The 19,481-nt window shown below is 37.5% G+C and carries 19 protein-coding genes, 1 other RNA gene, 1 pseudogene and 1 riboswitch; of the genes and pseudogenes, 14 read left to right on the top strand and 7 right to left on the bottom strand.

Annotated elements, in window-relative coordinates; genetic code table 11:
- Positions 1–4 precede the first annotated feature (4 nt).
- Positions 5–532 (bottom strand): ribonuclease H-like YkuK family protein, encoded by a 528-nt coding sequence (locus BV906_RS10340; RefSeq protein WP_087973437.1) that lies wholly within the window; start codon positions 530–532, stop codon positions 5–7.
- A 206-nt stretch (positions 533–738) separates the two neighbouring features.
- On the opposite strand from BV906_RS10340, the gene BV906_RS10335 reads away from it, so the two are divergent.
- The 3 genes from BV906_RS10335 (at position 739) to cydC (ending at position 4,828) form a co-directional block, all read left to right on the top strand.
- Complete coding sequence (locus BV906_RS10335; protein WP_087973436.1) at positions 739–1,134, top strand: hypothetical protein; 396 nt, start codon at positions 739–741, stop codon at positions 1,132–1,134.
- 242 nt (positions 1,135–1,376) lie between these two features.
- On the top strand, positions 1,377–3,107 hold the full coding sequence (cydD, locus tag BV906_RS10330) for a thiol reductant ABC exporter subunit CydD (RefSeq protein ID WP_087973435.1): 1,731 nt from the start codon (positions 1,377–1,379) through the stop codon (positions 3,105–3,107).
- On the top strand, positions 3,104–4,828 hold the full coding sequence (gene cydC / locus BV906_RS10325; RefSeq protein ID WP_087973434.1) for a thiol reductant ABC exporter subunit CydC: 1,725 nt from the start codon (positions 3,104–3,106) through the stop codon (positions 4,826–4,828). The genes cydD and cydC overlap by 4 nt, the downstream gene beginning before the upstream one ends.
- Before the next feature lie 76 nt (positions 4,829–4,904).
- Here cydC and cydS read toward each other — a convergent pair whose 3' ends face one another.
- The 4 genes from cydS to BV906_RS10310 form a co-directional block, all read right to left on the bottom strand.
- A complete protein-coding gene (cydS, locus tag BV906_RS20255; protein ID WP_425435190.1) occupies positions 4,905–5,015 on the bottom strand; it encodes a cytochrome bd oxidase small subunit CydS family protein in 111 nt (36 codons plus the stop codon).
- A gap of 5 nt (positions 5,016–5,020) precedes the next feature.
- Positions 5,021–6,046: a cytochrome d ubiquinol oxidase subunit II gene (locus BV906_RS10320; protein WP_087973433.1), complete on the bottom strand. Its 1,026-nt coding sequence runs from the start codon at positions 6,044–6,046 to the stop codon at positions 5,021–5,023.
- Positions 6,043–7,383: a cytochrome ubiquinol oxidase subunit I gene (locus tag BV906_RS10315; RefSeq protein ID WP_087973432.1), complete on the bottom strand. Its 1,341-nt coding sequence runs from the start codon at positions 7,381–7,383 to the stop codon at positions 6,043–6,045. The genes BV906_RS10320 and BV906_RS10315 overlap by 4 nt, the downstream gene beginning before the upstream one ends.
- Positions 7,384–7,701: 318 nt before the next feature.
- Positions 7,702–8,472: an NRDE family protein gene (locus tag BV906_RS10310; RefSeq protein ID WP_087973431.1), complete on the bottom strand. Its 771-nt coding sequence runs from the start codon at positions 8,470–8,472 to the stop codon at positions 7,702–7,704.
- A gap of 891 nt (positions 8,473–9,363) precedes the next feature.
- On the opposite strand from BV906_RS10310, the gene proB reads away from it, so the two are divergent.
- The 3 genes from proB to BV906_RS10295 all read left to right on the top strand — a co-directional run bounded on the left by proB (position 9,364) and on the right by BV906_RS10295 (position 12,070).
- A complete protein-coding gene (proB, locus tag BV906_RS10305) occupies positions 9,364–10,470 on the top strand; it encodes a glutamate 5-kinase (RefSeq protein WP_176330311.1) in 1,107 nt (368 codons plus the stop codon).
- Complete coding sequence (locus BV906_RS10300) at positions 10,470–11,717, top strand: glutamate-5-semialdehyde dehydrogenase (protein ID WP_087973429.1); 1,248 nt, start codon at positions 10,470–10,472, stop codon at positions 11,715–11,717. Before proB ends, BV906_RS10300 begins: the two co-directional genes overlap by 1 nt.
- Before the next feature lie 143 nt (positions 11,718–11,860).
- On the top strand, positions 11,861–12,070 hold the full coding sequence (locus BV906_RS10295; RefSeq protein ID WP_087973428.1) for a hypothetical protein: 210 nt from the start codon (positions 11,861–11,863) through the stop codon (positions 12,068–12,070).
- Positions 12,071–12,139: 69 nt separating this feature from the next.
- On the opposite strand, the pseudogene BV906_RS10290 reads toward BV906_RS10295, so the two are convergent.
- Positions 12,140–12,256 (bottom strand): annotated as a pseudogene (locus tag BV906_RS10290) (SDR family oxidoreductase); the annotation flags it as partial.
- A 15-nt stretch (positions 12,257–12,271) separates the two neighbouring features.
- Positions 12,272–12,514: an alpha/beta-type small acid-soluble spore protein gene (locus BV906_RS10285; protein WP_087973427.1), complete on the bottom strand. Its 243-nt coding sequence runs from the start codon at positions 12,512–12,514 to the stop codon at positions 12,272–12,274.
- Between the two features lie 627 nt (positions 12,515–13,141).
- Between BV906_RS10285 and BV906_RS10280 the strand changes: the two genes are divergently transcribed.
- The 8 genes from BV906_RS10280 (at position 13,142) to BV906_RS10245 (ending at position 19,233) form a co-directional block, all read left to right on the top strand.
- Positions 13,142–14,086: an MBL fold metallo-hydrolase gene (locus BV906_RS10280; RefSeq protein WP_087973426.1), complete on the top strand. Its 945-nt coding sequence runs from the start codon at positions 13,142–13,144 to the stop codon at positions 14,084–14,086.
- Positions 14,087–14,147: 61 nt separating this feature from the next.
- Positions 14,148–14,762, top strand: a complete 615-nt coding sequence (locus BV906_RS10275; protein WP_087973425.1) for a 3'-5' exonuclease — start codon at positions 14,148–14,150, stop codon at positions 14,760–14,762.
- Positions 14,763–14,919: 157 nt separating this feature from the next.
- Complete coding sequence (locus tag BV906_RS10270) at positions 14,920–16,524, top strand: fatty acyl-CoA synthetase (protein ID WP_245844037.1); 1,605 nt, start codon at positions 14,920–14,922, stop codon at positions 16,522–16,524.
- 149 nt (positions 16,525–16,673) lie between these two features.
- Complete coding sequence (locus tag BV906_RS10265; protein ID WP_140321980.1) at positions 16,674–17,396, top strand: DUF421 domain-containing protein; 723 nt, start codon at positions 16,674–16,676, stop codon at positions 17,394–17,396.
- Between the two features lie 165 nt (positions 17,397–17,561).
- Positions 17,562–17,702, top strand: a complete 141-nt coding sequence (sspL, locus tag BV906_RS10260) for a small, acid-soluble spore protein L (protein ID WP_087973424.1) — start codon at positions 17,562–17,564, stop codon at positions 17,700–17,702.
- Positions 17,703–17,710: 8 nt separating this feature from the next.
- Complete coding sequence (locus BV906_RS10255; protein WP_425435189.1) at positions 17,711–17,968, top strand: sigma-G-dependent sporulation-specific acid-soluble spore protein CsgA; 258 nt, start codon at positions 17,711–17,713, stop codon at positions 17,966–17,968.
- 554 nt (positions 17,969–18,522) lie between these two features.
- Positions 18,523–18,708: non-coding RNA, 6S RNA (gene ssrS / locus BV906_RS10250), on the top strand.
- Between the two features lie 153 nt (positions 18,709–18,861).
- Positions 18,862–19,233 carry a VOC family protein gene (locus BV906_RS10245; protein ID WP_087973423.1) on the top strand — a complete coding sequence of 124 codons (372 nt, stop codon included), beginning with the start codon at positions 18,862–18,864 and terminating at the stop codon, positions 19,231–19,233.
- 115 nt (positions 19,234–19,348) lie between these two features.
- Positions 19,349–19,450: riboswitch (purine riboswitch) on the top strand.
- Positions 19,451–19,481 lie beyond the last annotated feature (31 nt).

The following is a 19,481-nucleotide window of genomic DNA, read 5'->3' as shown; positions in this document are numbered from 1 at the left end:
AGAGTCATTTTGTGAAATGATTTGCATAGGAACTTGCAACAAATGAATTCGGTTTGATTTTTGGTTCGATACCTAGTGATTCCATTCGTAATACCATTTCATCGACATACATCTTTGTTTTATTTCTGCTTTCAGATCCAATGTCAATATGCCCCTCAATACTGAAAGAGGCACCTTTATAGATGTTAGGTAAAATAATATTGATAAGCTGATCTTTCTTTTCTTCGCTGAACAACGATACTACTTCTTCTGTTAAAGTAGTTTCTAAGGAAATTCGTTCATGAAGGTTCATCATCTTCCTCGGCACAATTTCTTTTCGAACACATGCCCAGGCTCCTTTCGATTTACAATGGATAACAATCCCAGTTATAAATCTTGTATTTTCGGCATGGACTTGTGAATCGGTACCGAACATTAGTTTATAGCAACCATTGGGGTCTTTGTCCATAAATTGCTTAATATATTGAAACACTTGGTTGAATGACATGTTCTTATTGCTTAGATTTTGGAAACAATCGTTTAATTTATCCATCGAAATAAAATTCCTCCTTCATAATTAAGGCATCTAAGCTTTAAAAAATTACAACCTGTACTATAATTATAAGTAACGAGTTTTAAAAAAATTACTAGATAACGTAAACTTTTTTCAAAATATGCTCTTTTTGTAAATTTTGTTTCTTTCTATATCTATAAATATAGTAAACTGAAAGTAAGAAAATAATATTGTTGGAGGTTCTAATGAAAGAGATTGTAATCATACTAGCTGAAATCGTAAATAATATACATGATATATTAATAGATATATTTGGCATTAATATGTCAGATAAAGAGCTGCATTTTTGGGTGATGGGTATTATTGGAATGGGCACCTTTTTTGTAGTTTATTTCTTTTTTAAACTGTTGGAACATATGAAATGGAGTACGACGATCTTTTCATTTATTTATACATTTACGATTATGATTGTAATAGTTTTTGCGATAGAACTGCAGCAAGCCATAACGAATAGAGGTAATATGGAGTTTGCGGATGCTGTTATGGGATTATGGGGCTTTATTGTCATGTTCCTTATTTATGCTGCCATTGCTTTTGTTATATACTTTATTATAAAACAATTTAAAAACAGACGAAGATAAACTGTAATCAAGAAAGGCACTGTTCTTTAATAGAACAGTGCCTTTTATTCCTTTGTTTTTGTCGAATTTTATTACTACACTCCCTTTAGAATATCAGCACCATCTGTACTCACTTCTCGAAATACCAATTGCAAAATCGACATTTGTGTTAACGAACGAGCCTGCATTTACTTCAATGATTATAATCATGTATAATTATGTGAAGGGGTTCACTAACCTGTTTTCATATAGGAGGTACAATATTGAACAAGCTTAAGGAAATGATGATGGAACAGAAAAGCAAATTGGTTCTTTTGATCATTTTAGCTATATTATCTGGTCTAGCAATAATCGGACAAGGTTATCTATTTGTTATTATCGTTGATCGTATTTTTCTAAAGGGTTATTCCTTTACTGAAATAATGCCCATTGCTGTCGGATTGCTGGCAGTTCTTTTGACTCGAACACTATTCAATTTTTTGAGTGGGAGAACAGGGATTAAGATGGCTTCTACTGTTAAAGGGAAACTAAGAAAAACCCTTTTAAATAAATTTTCGAATAACCCATTACAAGCTTCACTAGAAGGGCAATCAGGTCAGAAGGTGAGCATAATGATGGATACGGTGGATGAGATTGACAGCTATTTTAGCAGCTATATACCGCAAGTCATCCAATCGTCCATCATTCCAATCATGCTTCTCGCTGTCATTTTTATGGAACATTGGACAACAGGAGTCATCATATTAATCACGGCACCATTTATCCCAATCTTTATGATGATCATTGGGTTCAACACAAAAGATAAATCGGAAGAACAGCTTGATAAGATGGCTGCTTTTTCGGGAACTTTTCTTGATACATTGCAGGGCTTGACGACACTTAAATTGTTCGGGCGCTCCGAGCAACAGAAGGAAAAAATTAAGAAAAGCAGTTTGGATTTCCGTGATGCTACGATGGAGGTATTGAAAGTAGCATTCTCTAATTCGTTGGCACTCGAATTTATATCGATGTTAAGTATCGGTCTGGTTGCACTGGAAGTTGCCATCCGTATGATTATCTTTCAGGATGTTACATTCTTTACCGGTTTCTTAATGCTGATTCTTGCTCCAGAATTTTATACAAAATTAAAAGACTTGGGCAGTGCCTTTCATACCGGCAGAACAAGTATGGGAGCTGCAAAGAAACTGGAAGATGAGTTGGCTGAAATGGGACAAACGATAGAATGGGGAGAAGAAGAGTTACCGCATCAGGAAGCCCCAGTCATTGAACTTAATCATGCCGGGTTTAGCTATGGTTCGGATACTTTTTCCCTGAAGGATATTAATTTAATGATTCAGCCATATGAACAGGTTGCCATTATAGGTAAAACTGGTTCCGGAAAATCGACACTGCTGAATATGATAGCTGGTCTTGTAGCACTTACAGAAGGCGAACTGAAAATAAATGGAAAACTACGACCGCAATTAAGCGAAAAATCCTGGTTTGATAACTTAAGTTATATTTCTCAAGACCCGTATCTTTTTTCTGGAACAATCGCTGATAACATTGCAATTGGATCAAAAGAAAGAACATCCCGTGAGGAAATTATTAATGCAGCTAAAAAGGCAGGTATAGCTACACTTATTGATTCACTTGAAAAAGGATATGATACACCAATTGGGGAAGCTGGAAGAGGGCTCTCTGGAGGAGAAAAACAGCGGATTGCTATTGCAAGGGCCTTTTTAACACGCCCGTCTATCATTCTCTTCGATGAGCCAACAACCGGACTTGATTTGCAAACCGAACAAATCCTTCAAACATCGATAAAAGAACTTGGGAAGCACTCGACAATCATTACCGTCGCACACAGACTGCACACAATTAAAAACGCTGATAAAATCCTTTTGCTTGATGATGGAAAACTTATTGCAAAAGGCCCACATGCCGATTTATTAAAAACAAGTGAAACATATCGTAATATGGTAAATGTACAGCAAGGGGGGGCGGCACTATGAAAGGTTTAAGATCGGTAATTCTTGTTTTGTTAAAAGAAAAGAAGGATATTGTTCTTTCCATTATCTGTGGATTTATTGCTGGAATAACTGCTATCGGCCTCTTTTCATCAAGTGGGTATTTAATATCCCAGGCAGCACTTGTGCCACCAATTTATACCTTAATGGTTCTTGTTGCTGTAGTAAAAATGCTTGGAATCATTTCAGCATTAAGTAGATATGGGGAGCGATATTATTCCCACCGTGGAACGTTTACAATGTTAAGTAATTTGCGTGTATCTTTTTATGAAAAGCTTGAACCACTTGCACCAACTATTTTCGGGAAATATCGTAGTGGTGATTTGCTATCGAGAATCGTTGGAGATGTAGAGACATTACAAAATTACTTCCTACGCGTGTTTTATCCGCCGATCGTTATTGTACTTGTATTTCTAGTAACAATATTTTTCACAGCCTTCTTTTCTGTTGAAGCTGCAGTAATTATATTTATCGGTCTGCTCTTGACGACATTTATTGTACCGGCGCTTTTTGGACTAAGGCAGCGAAAAGTCGATCAAAAGGTAAGAGAGAGAAGGGGGCAATTATCAACAGATGTTACCGAGTTTTTATATGGCTTCCGCGATTTAAAAATTTATCAGCAAGTAAATAACAAAGAAAAAGATTTATTGCAATCATCGAATAATTACCTGGAAGAACAGGAAAGGGAAAGTATTCATCAATTGTTCAGTGAATCGGTAAACACATTTGTATCCCTTTTTATTTCGGTAACAGTTCTGGCAGTTGGTGCTTACTTGGTTACAGTCGGCGAGTTGGATGGAATATTTCTTGCAATGCTTGTGATGGTGTCGTTGACAGTCTTTGAAAATACGACAGCAATGGCAGCATATCCTAGTCATCTACAGGATAGCAGACAAGCTGCAGTTAGATTGGATACGGTCGTAAATGATGAGGAATACCAGCAAGCGCAAAATAATGTCGAAACAATAAAGCAGGGGATTGCACCCTCCATTGAATTTCAACATGTTAACTTTTCCTTTCCAGGTGAAACACGTCATACGCTAAAAGATATATCCTTTCGACTACCAGCAGGAACGAAAACGGCAATTGTCGGCCCGAGTGGCTCTGGAAAGTCGACCATCATGCAATTGCTTCTGAAAATGTATGACATAAATGATGGAGATATCCACTATAATCATCAATCGACATCGCGATTATCACAGGAGAGCATCTGGGGAAATTCCAATGTCGTTTTGCAATATAATCATTTTTTCTATGGTACGATTAAAGAAAATCTGGAGCTTGCCAAGGATGGATTGAGTAATGTGGAGATGGAAAATGTGCTTCGTAAAGTACAGCTTGACCATCTAACATTAGATGCTCAAGTACTGGAAAAAGGGGAGAACCTTTCAGGTGGTGAAAAGCAACGATTGGCAATTGCTAGGGCAATGTTACGGAAGGCGCCATTCTGGTTACTCGATGAACCAACCTCATCCGTTGACGCATTAACAGAGTCACAACTGTACGAAAGTCTTTTTAATATTGCAAAGGAAGACACAATGATTCTTATTAGTCACCGTCTGACAGGGCTTGAAAAAATGGATCAGATTATTGTAATAGAACAGGGTTTAATTGTAGAATCTGGAACATATGAGGAATTGATGAATGGTAAAGGTTATTTTTATCAAATGAAGGAAATTGAGCAGAGTGTATTTATGGGTCAGTGATTTGAACTGTATTACGCCGAATGAAACAAAAAGGCAGTCTAAAGGGTTAATCACCCTTCAGACTGCCTTTTTTAATTTAATCTTGCTTATTTATTAAGTCATCCTTACCAGCTACAAGGAATGCGAGTGCGATAGCAACGATAATGATGAGAAAGGGAGCAACAAAGATTAGAAAGTCGTTGAACAAACAGATCACTCCTTTTTATTTTTAATACCCTGTACATAATCCTTATCGAACAGAAACAGCTTCAATAATAAATATAATGAAGGAATTAGGAGAGCCATCCCCAGTATAAATACGACGACAAGTGAAATTGCCATTGCTCTATTGGTAAATCCTTCATGTATTGTCAAGAATGGATAAAGCAAATATGGATAATGTGAAATACCATATGCGAAAAATGCAAGAGCGAATTGTCCTGCGAGTAAGACGAAGGCAACCCCGTAACTTCTTCGTTTCCAGAGAAGCCATACGGTTCCTAACCATAATAAGAATGATAATCCAAACATCCACCATAGGTCGATAATTCTGGAAAAGTGCTCTTCATTATGGAATTTCAATTCAAATATAATGCCGCTTGCCGCAATGATAAGTGGTATAGACCATCCTATCGCATACTTACGCATCAAATCTGTCGCTGTTACATCACCGGTTTTATTTGCATACCAGGTGAGGAACACGGCAGAAATATAGAGTACAGCTGCAATACTAAGAACGACAATCGACCATGTTAACGGACTTGTGAATAATGCTTTATAGTCAAGCACGGGATTCCCGTCTACGATGGATACAAATCCACCTTCTGAAATCGTCAAAACAATGGATAAAGAGGCTGGAATCAATAATCCAGACAGACCATACATAAATGCATATCCCCTATGTCCTTTATTTCCATACGATTCAAAAGCATAATAGGAACCACGGATGGCCAGCAATATTAGGGCAATACTTCCCGGAAGAAGAAGGATTGTACCGAAGTAATATGCCGTTTGTGGGAAGAACCCGACAATTCCAACGAAAAAGAAAACAAAAAATACATTTGTGACTTCCCATACAGGGGAAAGGTAACGGCTGATAATATTGGACAGAATATGCTGTTTGCCTGTGATAATACTATGGGCATTAAAAAAACCTGCACCATAATCAATGGAACCAACAATTACATACCCGAATAGGAATAACCAAAGAACAACGATACCAAGAATTTCTAAACTCATGAAGGGTCACCGCCTTGCATTTTTTCAAGATCTTTCTCTAACGGATCATTCTTGAAGATACGTTTGAGTACAACAACTGTACCAATCCCGAGAACAAGGTAAAGCCCTGCAAAAAGAATAAACATATGTCCTACATAATCACTTGTTGTTGCCCCCTGATCAACGGTCATTATTCCTCGCAAAATCCAAGGTTGACGCCCAACTTCGGCAAGCCACCAACCAGATTCAATCGCCAGGAAGGATAATGGACCACCAAGTACAATCAGCCAACGATACCAAGTTGATTTGACAAAAGGCCATGCTCGTTTGATACCTATCCAATAAACAAGTGCTAATAAAATCATAAACATTCCGATGGTTACCATCAAATCAAAGTAGTAATGGATGACTAGAGGAGGTTGTTCTTCTTCCGCGAATTGATCCAAACCGATAACTTCAGAAGTTGGATTACCATGTGCGAGAATACTCAATGCAAATGGAACACGAATTGCATATTTCACTTCTTGATTCTCATCCAATACACCATACATGAGCAATGGTGCACCTTCTTCTGTTTCAAAATGCCACTCAGCTGCCGCAAGCTTTTCTGGCTGATACTCTGCTAAGTATTTACCGGATAGATCACCAAGTAAGGCAGTAGCTATAGCAAAGACAAGTCCAATCTTCATTGTCATATACAATGCTTTTTTATGGTACACATGATTTGAACCTTTAATTAACTTGAATGCTGCAATCGCTGCGAGCATAAATGCTATTGTCATATATGCTGTAGCAAGGACATGTGTCACTTTTGTTGGCATAGCTGGTGTGAACATCGCTAAAAGCGGATTGGCATTCACAAGCTGCCCACCGACAATATCGAATCCTGCAGGTGAATTCATAAAAGAATTCACTATCGTAATAAAGACAGCGGACATACCTCCACCGAGAGCTACAGGAACTAATAATAGAAAATGCTTTTTTGGATTCTCAAAGCGATCCCATGTATATAAATAAATCCCTAGGAAAATAGCTTCAAAGAAGAAAGCAAATACTTCCATAAATAAAGGTAGGGCAATAATATTACCGGCAAGTTCCATAAAATTAGGCCATAACAACGAAAGCTGCAATCCAATAATCGTACCGGTAACAACACCAACTGCAACTGTTACAACAAACCCTTTGGCCCATCTTCTTGCCATCATTATATAATGCATATCATTCTTTTTAATTCCAATCCACTGTGCAATCATTATCATGAGTGGAACTCCAACCCCAATAGTTGCATAAATAATGTGAAATGAGAGGGTTAGCAGCGTTAATAATCTACTGGCAAATACCGGATCGTCAAATAACAATGTCAATCATCCTCCTTTATAAACCAAGTGTATTAGTGAGCATACATAGATGTATATTCTTGAACACCATTAAATGCTTGTTAAACAATGCACATAGTTAAATTATAACCTGATACATTGCTGAAATGTAATTTATTTATGGCGAATTATCAACTTTGAAATGAACATAATGTGAAAAGGAAATTGGATGATAGATATAAGTATGTTTTAAAGTGGTGTTTAAAAAGTCCGATAAAAAATAAATCGGATTTCTCGGTCCTTTTTAACCACCTTTTTGAACACTCGCTTATAAGTTAAATTACCCCAACATATAGAAGGTTAATCTTTTGTTAGCTCAAAATCATAATGATTTTCTTTTTGGAAGATTCCTTTGTTGTACGTACGCTCGACAAAAGTAACTTGATTATTTTTGTCGACCAATAGTACGGTAGAAGAACGTGTCCCATAATCAGGTGTTCGGATGAATAATGGGGATAGCTTGCGTTCCAGTTCAACCCCTACACCTGTATCGGGCAAATATTTATCGTTCGCCATTTCCGCGTTAGATACGATTTCAAAAAGTTTATCGGTATTAACATCCCTATTTTGTTGTAGGTATTCCTCTAACCACCTTCTGCCTTTAACTACTTTTGGCCATGGTGTGTCAAGGAAATGATTGCTGAGCGCATGTGTGCCTGAACTGATTAGGGAAATGTCATCTTGAATGTTATTATAATAAAATAGCTGGTCAGAATCCCCGACAATCACATTAAATCCAGCATAATTGTTTCGATCTGCACTTAGTGTTTTCAAAAATACTTCGGGCGTCTGATTACTTGTCAAATAGTTCGTAACAATCTCACCGCGGGAATTCTTCATTTGCCCTTCCATCGTTGGATCACGATAATTCGTCAAGGCGGCAAAACGTCCACTCTTCGTTATTCCGAGCCATGTGCCCAAAAACATAAGATCTCTGCCAGCCATAATAGTTGGTTTATCCTCCCAAAATTGCGCTTGTGCAGTAGGTCGCTCGTAGAACTCATCCCGATTTGCTGCGATGACTAATTTATAGTTAGCATGATCATGAAGTTGAAAATTTATTAAGCACATCTTATCCGTCCCCTTTTTTATCCCATTATATATGGAGGGAAAGTTTATAATCAAAGATATGGATTGCGGTAAAAATAGTTCTAGTAATGGGAGAAAAATAATGTTATACTTATCAAGCGATGAGCTGATTTGTGTAAGACGGAAGGATAACGCAACACATGTGATGTGAACCACATGATCCTGCGCCACAATTATAAAACGCATATAAAGAGGCTGACTTAATTTTATTAAGCAGCCTCTTTTTTAATGCCTTTTTTGCATAGATTGTTGTTATCAACTTTGTAGTAGAGATAAACTATGAATTAAGGTAAGTCTCTTCGGCGACCGCTCTGGGAAATATACTACGCTTTTCCGCGGGCGACTGAAAAGCACATACTTATAGTTATCTTCTCAGTATGTAGAAATAAGAAACTTTAAATAGCACCAAATTTTTTCGATGGGTCGAGCAGTGCGGAGTCCAAATTCTTTTCGAGGGATGAGTAACAGCAGTCCAAAAGTTTAAGGAAAGAGCCTTTTTAAATGCGGAAATAGATAAGCCCATGTAGAAGTTATTACCGAAATTTTAATTTTTTGTATATTTATCTATTGACATAAACGATTTTAGTATCCATAATAAAATCAATACTATTATCGAACGTTAATGAAGGATTAGTATGTGGCTAGTGAGATGAAAGAGAGCGGGATTTATCAGCTGGAAGATTCCGTCATATTCGCCCTGCAGAACCTGCCTTCAGAGTCCCATAGATGGGCACGGCTCCAGCGTTATGGAATAAGCGGAATGTGCATACATTCAAGTAATGGTGGTACCGCGAAAGCTTGCTCTTTCGTCCTTATAATATTGGGATGATTGAGCTTTTTTTTGTATAAATAATTAATTAGGGGTAGTTTATAATGAGTAAAAAGCGAATCGTAGTCAAAATTGGAAGCAGTTCTCTAACAAATGATAAGGGTGCAATCGACCAGCAGAAACTGGATGAACACGTTCATGCATTGGCTGCGCTTCGTAATGCTAACCATGAAGTAATTCTTGTATCATCAGGTGCTGTTGCAGCAGGTTTTGCACGACTTGGTTACTCTTCCAGACCAGTTACACTAAAAGGAAAGCAAGCAGCAGCGGCTGTAGGACAAAGTCTATTGATCCAGTCCTATATTGAAAAATTTAACGAGTATAAGATTACCTCAGCACAGTTACTGTTAACGAGAGGGGATTTTTCGAACCAGGAGCGTTATCGAAATGCTTATGCAACGATTAACGAACTTTTGGAACGGGGAATTTTACCAATTATTAATGAAAATGATACTGTTTCAGTTGAGGAATTGACGTTTGGTGATAATGATATGTTATCTGCATTGGTCAGTGGCTTTATCCATGCAGATCAGCTGATAATTTTAACAGATATTAATGGAATTTATAGTGGGAATCCGAGAACGAATCCAACTGCTGTCAAATATGATATTCTTGATTCGATTACGGACGAAATGATTAGTGGTGCAGATACGAACGGTTCTAAGGTAGGTACTGGTGGAATGAAATCAAAACTGATGGCTGCTGAAACAGCAACATCGCTTGGAATACCTGTCTTTATTGGACACGGGATTGGGAATGATAAGTTGCTCAGGGTTTTAGAAGGCGCGGGCGATGGGACATATATTTCCAGTCATCCGAACGCTTCTATCAATACGAGAAGACAGTGGATTGCGCTCCACTCGGAATCCATGGGGAAAATATATGTTGACGGTGGTGCTGAAAAGGCTATTTTATATCGCGGCAGCAGTCTGCTTTCACCAGGTGTAAGTAGTGTGCAAGGGACCTTCAGGCGAGGGGATGTCGTGAAAGTATATGGTGGAAATGAATTGCTTGGAAAAGGTCAGGTTAGCTGTACATCCGATGATTTGAAAAAGGTAATCGAGAGTGAAAAAGATAAATTATCATCTATAGAGGTGATCCACCGTGATGGTTGGGTCGGAGCAAAGAAGAAAATAGGGGAGGAATTATAATGGGGGAAGTCTTTGAGAAAGGCAAGCATGCAAAAGTTGCAAGTTATCTTATGACAGGTGCAACGACAGAGGAGAAAAATGCAGCATTACACTTAATTGCTGAGCAACTAATCATCGATAAGGAATCCATTCTCCATGAAAATAAGAAAGATATTGAAGCAGGTAAAACGAAGGGGCTGTCACAGTCCGTATTGGATCGAATTATGCTTAGCGAGGATAGAATTGAGGGTATTGCTGAGGCCATTGGTCAGGTGACAGAACTTAAAGATCCAATTGGCGAAATTCTAGAAACGATTGAGAAGGAAAACGGACTTCATATTCAGAAAAAACGCGTACCAATCGGTGTTGTCGGAATGATTTATGAAGCAAGACCGAATGTGACTGTTGATGCAGCTGCACTTACATTAAAAACTGGAAATGCAGTTATTTTAAGAGGTAGTTCTTCGGCGAGGAACTCCAATATTGCGCTCGTTTCTTCCATCCACCGTGCATTGGCCAAGAGTGATCTGCCTGTTCATGCGGTACAATTAATAGAGGATACAAGCAGAGATACCGCCAAAGAGTTATTCCGATTAAATGACTATTTGGATGTATTGATTCCTAGAGGTGGGAAAAATCTGATTGAAACAGTTGTCAGAGAAGCGACGGTACCTGTTATTGAAACAGGTGCAGGTAATTGTCATGTTTATATTGATGAAACAGCAGAACAAGAGATGGCTCAACAAATTGTATTGAATGCCAAGTTACAGCGTCCATCTGTTTGCAATGCAATTGAATCCATTTTAATTCATTCGAAATGGTTTGAAAAACATGGGAAAGGGCTCCTTGAAAGCTTACAGAAAAGTGGTGTAGAAATTTATGGAGATCAGCAGGCAAGAGTAGCTGATCCAGATATAAAAGAAGCAATGGAAGAGGATTGGCAAAAAGAATATCTTGATTTGACAGCAAGCGTAAAGATTATTGATGATGTTGGTGAGGCGATCCAGCATATTAATAAATATGGAACAAGGCATTCCGAAGCAATTATTACGGAAAATGTAAAAAATGCCGAAATGTTTTTGCAGCATGTGGATGCAGCTGCAGTATATCATAATGCATCAACAAGATTTACCGATGGCTTCGAATTTGGCTATGGAGCTGAAATCGGAATCAGCACCCAGAAATTGCATGCCAGAGGACCAATGGGATTACAGGCATTAACATCAAGTAAATTTTTCATCAAAGGAAACGGCCAAACACGTAATTAATCATCCCGATTCGGAATAAGCCTGAAATTACCTAGAATGGATAAGCCGGGTATATATATGAAATTGAAATTTATGAATGTTGCCGATATTATGATTCGTTTTTACAATTTAAATAGGTAGTTAAGTTAGGGGGGTGGCGTATTTTGGATAAATTTGATGGATATACGAAGTTCCAAATCGGTTTTCACATATTTATCGTTTTATTTGCTTTAGGCATCATCTATTCTTATGCACGAAATGAATTTCAAATTTTTTTCGTTACCATTGGTTCAGTAATTGCGATTGCGAGTATATATCAGCTTTATAGGCTGATTAAAAATCCCAAGTTTATAAATGAGAATACCAATTATTAAAAATCAATGCCTGTTCCCACTACTAGTTTAAAGGAAGTAGGGACAGGCATTTAAAATGGATGATTTTTATTAGAATGCTGCAGTCCAACCGCTGTTAGCAGTCACAACAGTACCATTTAAGAAATTGGAATCATCTGATGCAAGAAACAATGCAACCTTTGCAATTTCTTCCGATTTTCCTACACGAGAATAACCTTTTGTTCATTTCTTTTTCATCTGTTCCTGAGCCATTTTAACCATTTCTTTAACCATATTACCACCAATCGGTCCACCAATTTTACCCGCTTGCTCGGAGGTAAGTCGTCCGTTGTATCCTTCTTTTAATGAAACTCCTTGTTCTTTTGCGACTTCGTATTTGACGTGATCCGGGTTATCACTGTTTACATTATAACCATTAGCTTTCATTACATGTCCTTTAAACTGACTTAAGTTTTTTTTTGACATAATAATTCGCCTCCTTGTTCATTAGAATTTCCCGAAGAAGATCAGTTTACCCGGATACTAACCTGGGGTCTTTTGTAAATCGACGAGCCAAGGAGCTACATTTATACTCATGATAACTTGTGGAATAAGCAGGATATTAAGTTAAAATACAATGTTGGAGTAACAGCTTAACTAAAAGTCAATCATAATATGTAAATAACCAAGATCATGTGATTTTGGAATTGTTTCGGTGGGGGCATAGGCACCGCTTTCACTCGTTTTGAATTGTAAGTCCGAAACAGTGGACCTGTCCCTCTGTCTCGCTTAATATTTGTAATTCGACAAATACATTTCTATGTTTGGTCCGTATAAAGGAGTGTCTAATTTAGCTTCTATTGGCGTTAAGAATAGTATAAACTATCTCTTTACTGCTAAGTGAAGTGAACTAAGGCTGTACCCCAATAGCTTGGTAACAACCAATTTTATATTGCATAAAATTTGGAGAAGCATTAGCAAAATTTATACAATATTCCCTCGTTATGAAACTGTTTACTTTATATTTAGTATTAGTAGCGATAAAATAAGCAGTATAAAATCTTATTGAAAATCATGCTTTTTGTATAGATGTATGGAAAGAGGAAAATAAAAATGCTGATTCAGATAACGGATAATATATTTAAATTGGTCATTCTTATTCCAGGTGGAATGCGTGAAGTGAATAGCTATCTTATCAAAGGGGATGCCGGTTATACGGTTATTGATACTGGATTATATTCAAAAGAAGCATTGGAGACGTGGAAAACAGTATTGGATTCAGGTATAGTAGTTGAAAAAGTTGTTTTAACACATACACATCAAGATCATATCGGTCTTGCAAAATGGTTTCAGGAGACTGTTAATGTACCTATTTTTGTGGCCAAGCTTGGGTATGAGGAAATGCTGAAAGGTCGTAAAACAGACGCTAGGGGTATCAAGTTAAAGGAACTTTTAATAAAACACGGTGGGCCGAAATTTCCAAATCATATGAAAGATGATTCTTTTATTTATGATTTTGAGCCAGATGGTTTTTTTGAAGAAAATGATGTGTTGAAGCTTGGGAATGATCGATATGAAACCATATGGACGCCTGGACATGCCCCTGATCATTACTGTTTCTATCAACGGGAAAAGAGAGTAATGATGGTTGGCGATCATATTTTAAAAAATATCTCTCCTGTAATCGGGTTATGGACAGGAGAAGAGTTAAATCCATTAAAGGAATACTATCAATCTCTTGCAAAGATAAAGGATTATCCGGCTGAAATTGTACTCACAGGACATGGGGAGAATGATTTGAACTTGGATAACCGCGTTCAGGAAATAAAAGAAAGACATGATTATCGTTTGAAACAACTGTTGGAACATGTAAATGATCAAGAGAAAACAGCAAACGATTTATGTGAAGAAATCTACGATAGATCAACTGCTTATTCATTTATCAGTCCTTTTATGGCCACTTTAACAAGATTAATTTATTTGGAATCGATAGGTGAAATTCATAGGAGAGAAGAAAACGGGAAGGTGTTTTTTAAAAAAATGAAATTAGAGCTTTGATAGAATAATAATTCGGCATTCAATCGAACGAAGAAGAGTTTGCTGAAAAGGAGAGAGTACTATGAATTTCGTATCAATCGATTTTGAAACAGCGAACGAGAAACGTCATAGCCCTTGTGCGGTTGGCCTTGTTGTTGCCAATGAACATGAAATTATTGATGAATATTATAGTTTGATAAACCCAATTACGGAGTTTCGTTCTTACAATACATATATTCATGGGATTACTGAAGATGATGTTGCAGATGCGCCTACATTTGCAGAGTTATGGCCAACACTTAATAAGTATTTAATGAATAATCTCGTTGTTGCCCATAATGCAAGCTTTGATATGAGTGTAATCCGTCATACATTAGATTATTTTAAACTGCCATACCCATCTATGGACTATCTTTGCACAGTGAAAATCTCGCAACGGATATGGCCTAAATTAACTAATCATAAATTAAATACATTAGCATCACATCATGGCATCATATTTGAACATCATCATGCATTAGAGGATGCTCGAGTGGCAGCGAAGGTTTTCATGAAGGCGATGGAAGAATACCCGTCTGATTCCATGGATACTTTTTTAGAGAAATGTAATCTTACAAAAGGTAAAATTTATGAACACGGCTATACAGCACCAAAGACAAAGTCAGCTAGCAGAAACAGAAAAATATACTTTAAATAATCTAGGACTAAGCTATTCATGCTTAGTCTTTTTTTCGACAAAACTCGGGGGGTGACAGGCATTATTTAGTACTTGCTATTAATAGTTATCTGAAATAAACTAAAAGAATGAATATTCAGCTTGTTAATCATCATTAATCGTATTGAGGAGTGGTAATATGAATACTAATACAAATGTACATGATGGGCTTAGCAAGATGGTTGAACGTGCAAGGCGTAATACGTTGGGTGATTTGTTGGATCGGACGAAGGATCGTCTGCCAAATAAATTTGCTTTTGCTTATAATAATGAACGTGTAACCTATTCGGAGTTGGATGTTTTAGTGAATCAGACAGCACAAGCTTTCCTTGATGATGGTATGAAAAAAGGTAACATGATAACTGTTATGTCTAAGAACAGCTTGGATTTTGTTATCGTGAATTTTGCTTTAGCACGAATTGGTGCTGTGATGATTCCAATAAATTATATGCTCACAATTGGAGATATACGATATATTCTGGAACATGCCGAAGTTAGTGGACTCATTGCATCTGAAGAATATGCACAAGTGCTGGAACAGGCAGCAAGCAGTTTGAAAATTGAGCACCGTTATTTAATGGATGTACCAGCAAATTATGTTGGAGATCTTTCTTCCTGGACAGCTTTGTCAAAGGTTCGCAAAGGACAGCCAAGTGATTTTGTCGATGCTGAAATTGCTGATGATGATTTGGCACATGTATTGTATACGAGCGGAACGGAATCGAGGCCAAAAGGTGTTATGTTAACACATAAGAGTATTGTAAGTGAATATGTAAGTACCATTGTTGATGCGAAAATGGATTCAAAAGATGTGGCAATTCACGCTCTACCACTATATCACAGCGCACAGCTTCATGTGTTTCTAGGACCTAGTATATATGTAGGTTCCAGCGGGATTATATTAGGAACAGCCACTCCGGAACTGATACTAAAAACGATTGAAGAAGAAAAAGCAACTCAGCTATTTTGCCCACCGACCGTATGGATTGCTTTGCTTCGCCATCCTGATTTTGATAAACGGGATATATCATCATTAAAAAAATGCTATTATGGTGCAGCAATTATGCCGATGGAAGTAATCAAAGAGCTCACCGAACGTTTGCCAAATGCAAAGTTATGGAACTGTTATGGGCAGACAGAAGTCGCACCGCTTGTAACGGTGTTGCAGCCCGAAGATCAATTGACCAAACTGGGCTCTGCAGGTACTCCGATTTTAAATGTTCAGTCCAAAATTTTTGATGAGCATGATAAGGAAGTTCCACGTGGTGAAATAGGAGAAATCGTCCATCGTTCTCCACATGCTATGAAAGGTTATTTACACGACCCTGACAAAACTGCTGAAGCATTCCGTAATGGCTGGTTCCACAGTGGCGATTTAGGGGTTATGGATGAAGAAGGCTATATTACCATTGTTGATCGCAAGAAGGATATGATAAATACAGGTGGAGTGAATGTTTCAAGTCGAGAAGTGGAAGAGGTCATCTATCAACTCGAAGGTGTTTCAGAAGTTGCTGTAATCAGTATTCCGGATGCATATTGGGTTGAGGCAGTAACAGCAATTATTGTTTTAAAGGATGGGACTAATCTAACGGAAGAGGATGTCATTGGATTTTGTAGGGAAAGATTATCTAAATTTAAAATTCCAAAGTATGTGGATTTGACTAAGGAATTGCCGAAGAATCCAAGTGGCAAGGTGCTGAAACGTTCCTTGCGTGATCAGTATGCAGATTTGAGTAAAAAATAACTTTCTAAAAAATGTTGTGACTCTCACAGCATTTTTTATTTGGAGAAATTTATTACAGTACACCCTCGTCATTTTAGAGTGCCTGTTACATAGTAATTATGATATTGATACATTCTAAGAAATAACGTAACTTACTTGGAGGTGTACATGTGGAATTCGCAAAAGAGCTTTTAATTTTATTGGTTCGAATTATAACTATTTTACCATTACTTCTTCTAGTGACCTTATTTATGGGAAAACGCTCGATAGGTGAGCTTCCCGTTTTTGATTTTCTGATTTTCCTTTCACTTGGGGCGGTTGTTGGGGCTGATATCGCAGATCCGAATATTGAACATATTCATACAGCTGTTGCTATTATCCTAATAGGAATTCTACAAAAAGTGATATCAAAATGGAAAATAAGAAACAGAAGTGTTGGCAAAAAGCTTACGTTTGAACCAACGGTTGTAATGAGTGATGGGAAATTTATAATTGAAAACATGAAAAAAATACAGTACTCGATTGATAATGTACTGATGATGCTTCGGCAAAAGGATGTATTTGATACAAGTGTTGTCAAAATGGCAATTATAGAGGCGAATGGAAATTTATCAGTGTTAAGAAAACCCAGTAAGTCACCAGTATCCAAGGAAGATATGAATATTTACAATAAACCTCCAGAACTATCCTATCCGCTTATTGTTGAAGGGAAACTTTATACAGATGTGCTTGAATATTTGAATTTAAATGAATCGTGGTTAAATGAAATGCTAAAGAAATTGAGTATTACTAACATGGACAAAGTCTTCTTTGCCTCTGTCGATTATGAAAATAACCTGCAAGTGACTTTGAAAACAGACAAAATCAATAAATTGCCGCGAGTTTATCATTAGCCTTAATCTAATCTAGATGTCAAATGCTTGGTATTATATTTGCTCTGCGGAATGAGCGACAATCCTATTCGATCATGAATTGTATAACCTGATTTTTTTATTACGAAACAGTAGTCGGATAAAAAAAATGTTTTTTGAAAGACTATGCAATGGAGGTGTTTTCCATTGGCTAAGAAAAATGATAATTGGAGTAAACAGCGAGTGAATTCCAGTGTAAATCCACAAGGCCTTTCTGAAGATGTGGCAGATCAACGGCCGAAGTCCCAGCTTGAACAACGTGCGAAAAAGAAAAATACGAAGATATAGCATAAGAGGTGATTATCATCGATCAAACATTACAATATTTACGTGAATCATTGTCCAATTATATTGAGAACGATGTTTGCCAACAAATCCTAAGTAAGATAGAAACAGGTCGTTATGCAAATGAAGAAAGCTTTGTAAGCGACTTGGATGGTCAGGAAATGGATTATCTGGATATGGTATTGGAGCAGGAACTTGACTATGCCAAAAATGTACAAAATGATGACAGAGTGAAAGAACTAAACGAAGTATATGAACAATTATTTTAAAGGATTTTTCAACACAGATTGTTTTAACTTCCTCGTAGTCGATAAAACTGCGAATAAGTTTATGTTTATTTACAAAAATTCGTGCTCATGCGGCCGTCCGGGATCGCTTTGGGCGGATGCGCACCTTAGGGCACGGCCTCAGCCCCGAAGAGAAAACCACTCTTCTGGTTTTCGGACACGTGCTATTCTAAACAGAAGTCACCGCCCTCCGCACACCCGGACTGGTGAATCTATACGATGTTATTTTAGCTATTGCAAGGACAACTTTCTAACCAGTTCAGGGAAATACACGGAGACACCTACGGGAAGAGAGGCATAGGTGAGACCCTGAAATGCGTTAGCATGAAGGGACTCACCAGCCGCCTTAGAATGCGCGCATTGTATTTCCCAGAGCGGTCGCCGAAGCTTATCTTACAGTTTATAGAGACTTCGGAGTTTGAAATGGCAACAGTGGGACGAGTAACCGCAGTCACAAAGTTGCTGGAAAGAGTCTTTTAATAAAAATAGTTATAATTTACCATTGAATTTTTTTGTTAAAAAGGTTAATATAAATTTACAAGCTACAATGTTCGTATTTAATCAAGTTTTAACCTCTAATGATTGAATAGGGAGTTTTACATCGAGATTGGAATGTCGTGCCGCCAAAATGTAGTGGAAGACAGGAAGGTTTCTGCGAACACCCACTTTGCGAAGTGGTGGTTTAAAACTTTTTATCATAATACGGCAATTGTGGCCTGTATACATAGCTAATGATAGACCAGTCTTCCTTGGAGGCTGGTCTTTTTTGTGTCTTTTGATAAGTAATAACTTGAACGAATGATAATGATTCCGTATTATGCTGGGCGACTAAAGAAAGGTATGATAGGTGTAAATAGCGAAAGAGGGGACCGTAAATGGATTTTCACTATGAAGCAATCGACCATATTCAACTGGCAGCACCAGTTGGAGGGGAAGAGACAGCACGTGCTTTTTATAAGGAATTACTCGGTTTTCAAGAGATTGAGAAACCAGAGTTACTTAAGAAAAATGGAGGTGTATGGTTTCAAGCTGGTAATGTGGCAATTCACATTGGCGGAGAAGAGCCATTTACACCGGCAAAAAAAGCACATCCTGCAATACTTGTGAAAAATATTGAGGAACTAAAGACATATTTACGTAAAATGGAAATTGACTTTAAAACGGATGATTTGTTGCCTTGTGCAAATCGACTCTATCTATCAGACCCCTTTGGAAATCGGATTGAATTTCTGGAATGGGATTCATAAATAAAGGAAGCGTTTGCGAAGGCAACCTAGTTAGGAAGGGGTTAGTTATCCTAATTATTAGAAACATTTTACTTTTTGAATATGCTTGTTTTCGGTTATTTGCGTGCTATACTAAAAACATTCAAATATTGAATTTCATATAATCGCGGGGATATGGCCCGCAAGTATCTACCGGTTTACCGTAAATGAACCGACTATGAAAAGCAGCGAATGAATGAGGGGAAGCTTGTTTAGCAGGTGGAATCTTT

The organism is Oceanobacillus rekensis (genome assembly GCF_002153375.1).
GTDB classification, from domain to species: Bacteria; Bacillota; Bacilli; order Bacillales; family Amphibacillaceae; genus Oceanobacillus; species Oceanobacillus rekensis.
This window is presented reverse-complemented; position numbering and strand designations above follow the sequence as displayed.

Excerpts from the sequence above, each read along its gene's own strand:
- BV906_RS10340 (WP_087973437.1), bottom strand. The coding sequence starts at position 532 with ATGGATAAATTAAACGATTGTTTCCAAAATCTAAGCAATAAGAACATG.
- BV906_RS10335 (WP_087973436.1), top strand. The coding sequence starts at position 739 with ATGAAAGAGATTGTAATCATACTAGCTGAAATCGTAAATAATATACAT.
- cydC (WP_087973434.1), top strand. The coding sequence starts at position 3,104 with ATGAAAGGTTTAAGATCGGTAATTCTTGTTTTGTTAAAAGAAAAGAAG.
- BV906_RS10320 (WP_087973433.1), bottom strand. The coding sequence starts at position 6,046 with ATGAGTTTAGAAATTCTTGGTATCGTTGTTCTTTGGTTATTCCTATTC.
- BV906_RS10310 (WP_087973431.1), bottom strand. The coding sequence starts at position 8,472 with ATGTGCTTAATAAATTTTCAACTTCATGATCATGCTAACTATAAATTA.
- proB (WP_176330311.1), top strand. The coding sequence starts at position 9,364 with ATGAGTAAAAAGCGAATCGTAGTCAAAATTGGAAGCAGTTCTCTAACA.
- BV906_RS10300 (WP_087973429.1), top strand. The coding sequence starts at position 10,470 with ATGGGGGAAGTCTTTGAGAAAGGCAAGCATGCAAAAGTTGCAAGTTAT.
- BV906_RS10285 (WP_087973427.1), bottom strand. The coding sequence starts at position 12,514 with ATGTCAAAAAAAAACTTAAGTCAGTTTAAAGGACATGTAATGAAAGCT.
- BV906_RS10280 (WP_087973426.1), top strand. The coding sequence starts at position 13,142 with ATGCTGATTCAGATAACGGATAATATATTTAAATTGGTCATTCTTATT.
- BV906_RS10275 (WP_087973425.1), top strand. The coding sequence starts at position 14,148 with ATGAATTTCGTATCAATCGATTTTGAAACAGCGAACGAGAAACGTCAT.
- BV906_RS10270 (WP_245844037.1), top strand. The coding sequence starts at position 14,920 with ATGAATACTAATACAAATGTACATGATGGGCTTAGCAAGATGGTTGAA.
- BV906_RS10245 (WP_087973423.1), top strand. The coding sequence starts at position 18,862 with ATGGATTTTCACTATGAAGCAATCGACCATATTCAACTGGCAGCACCA.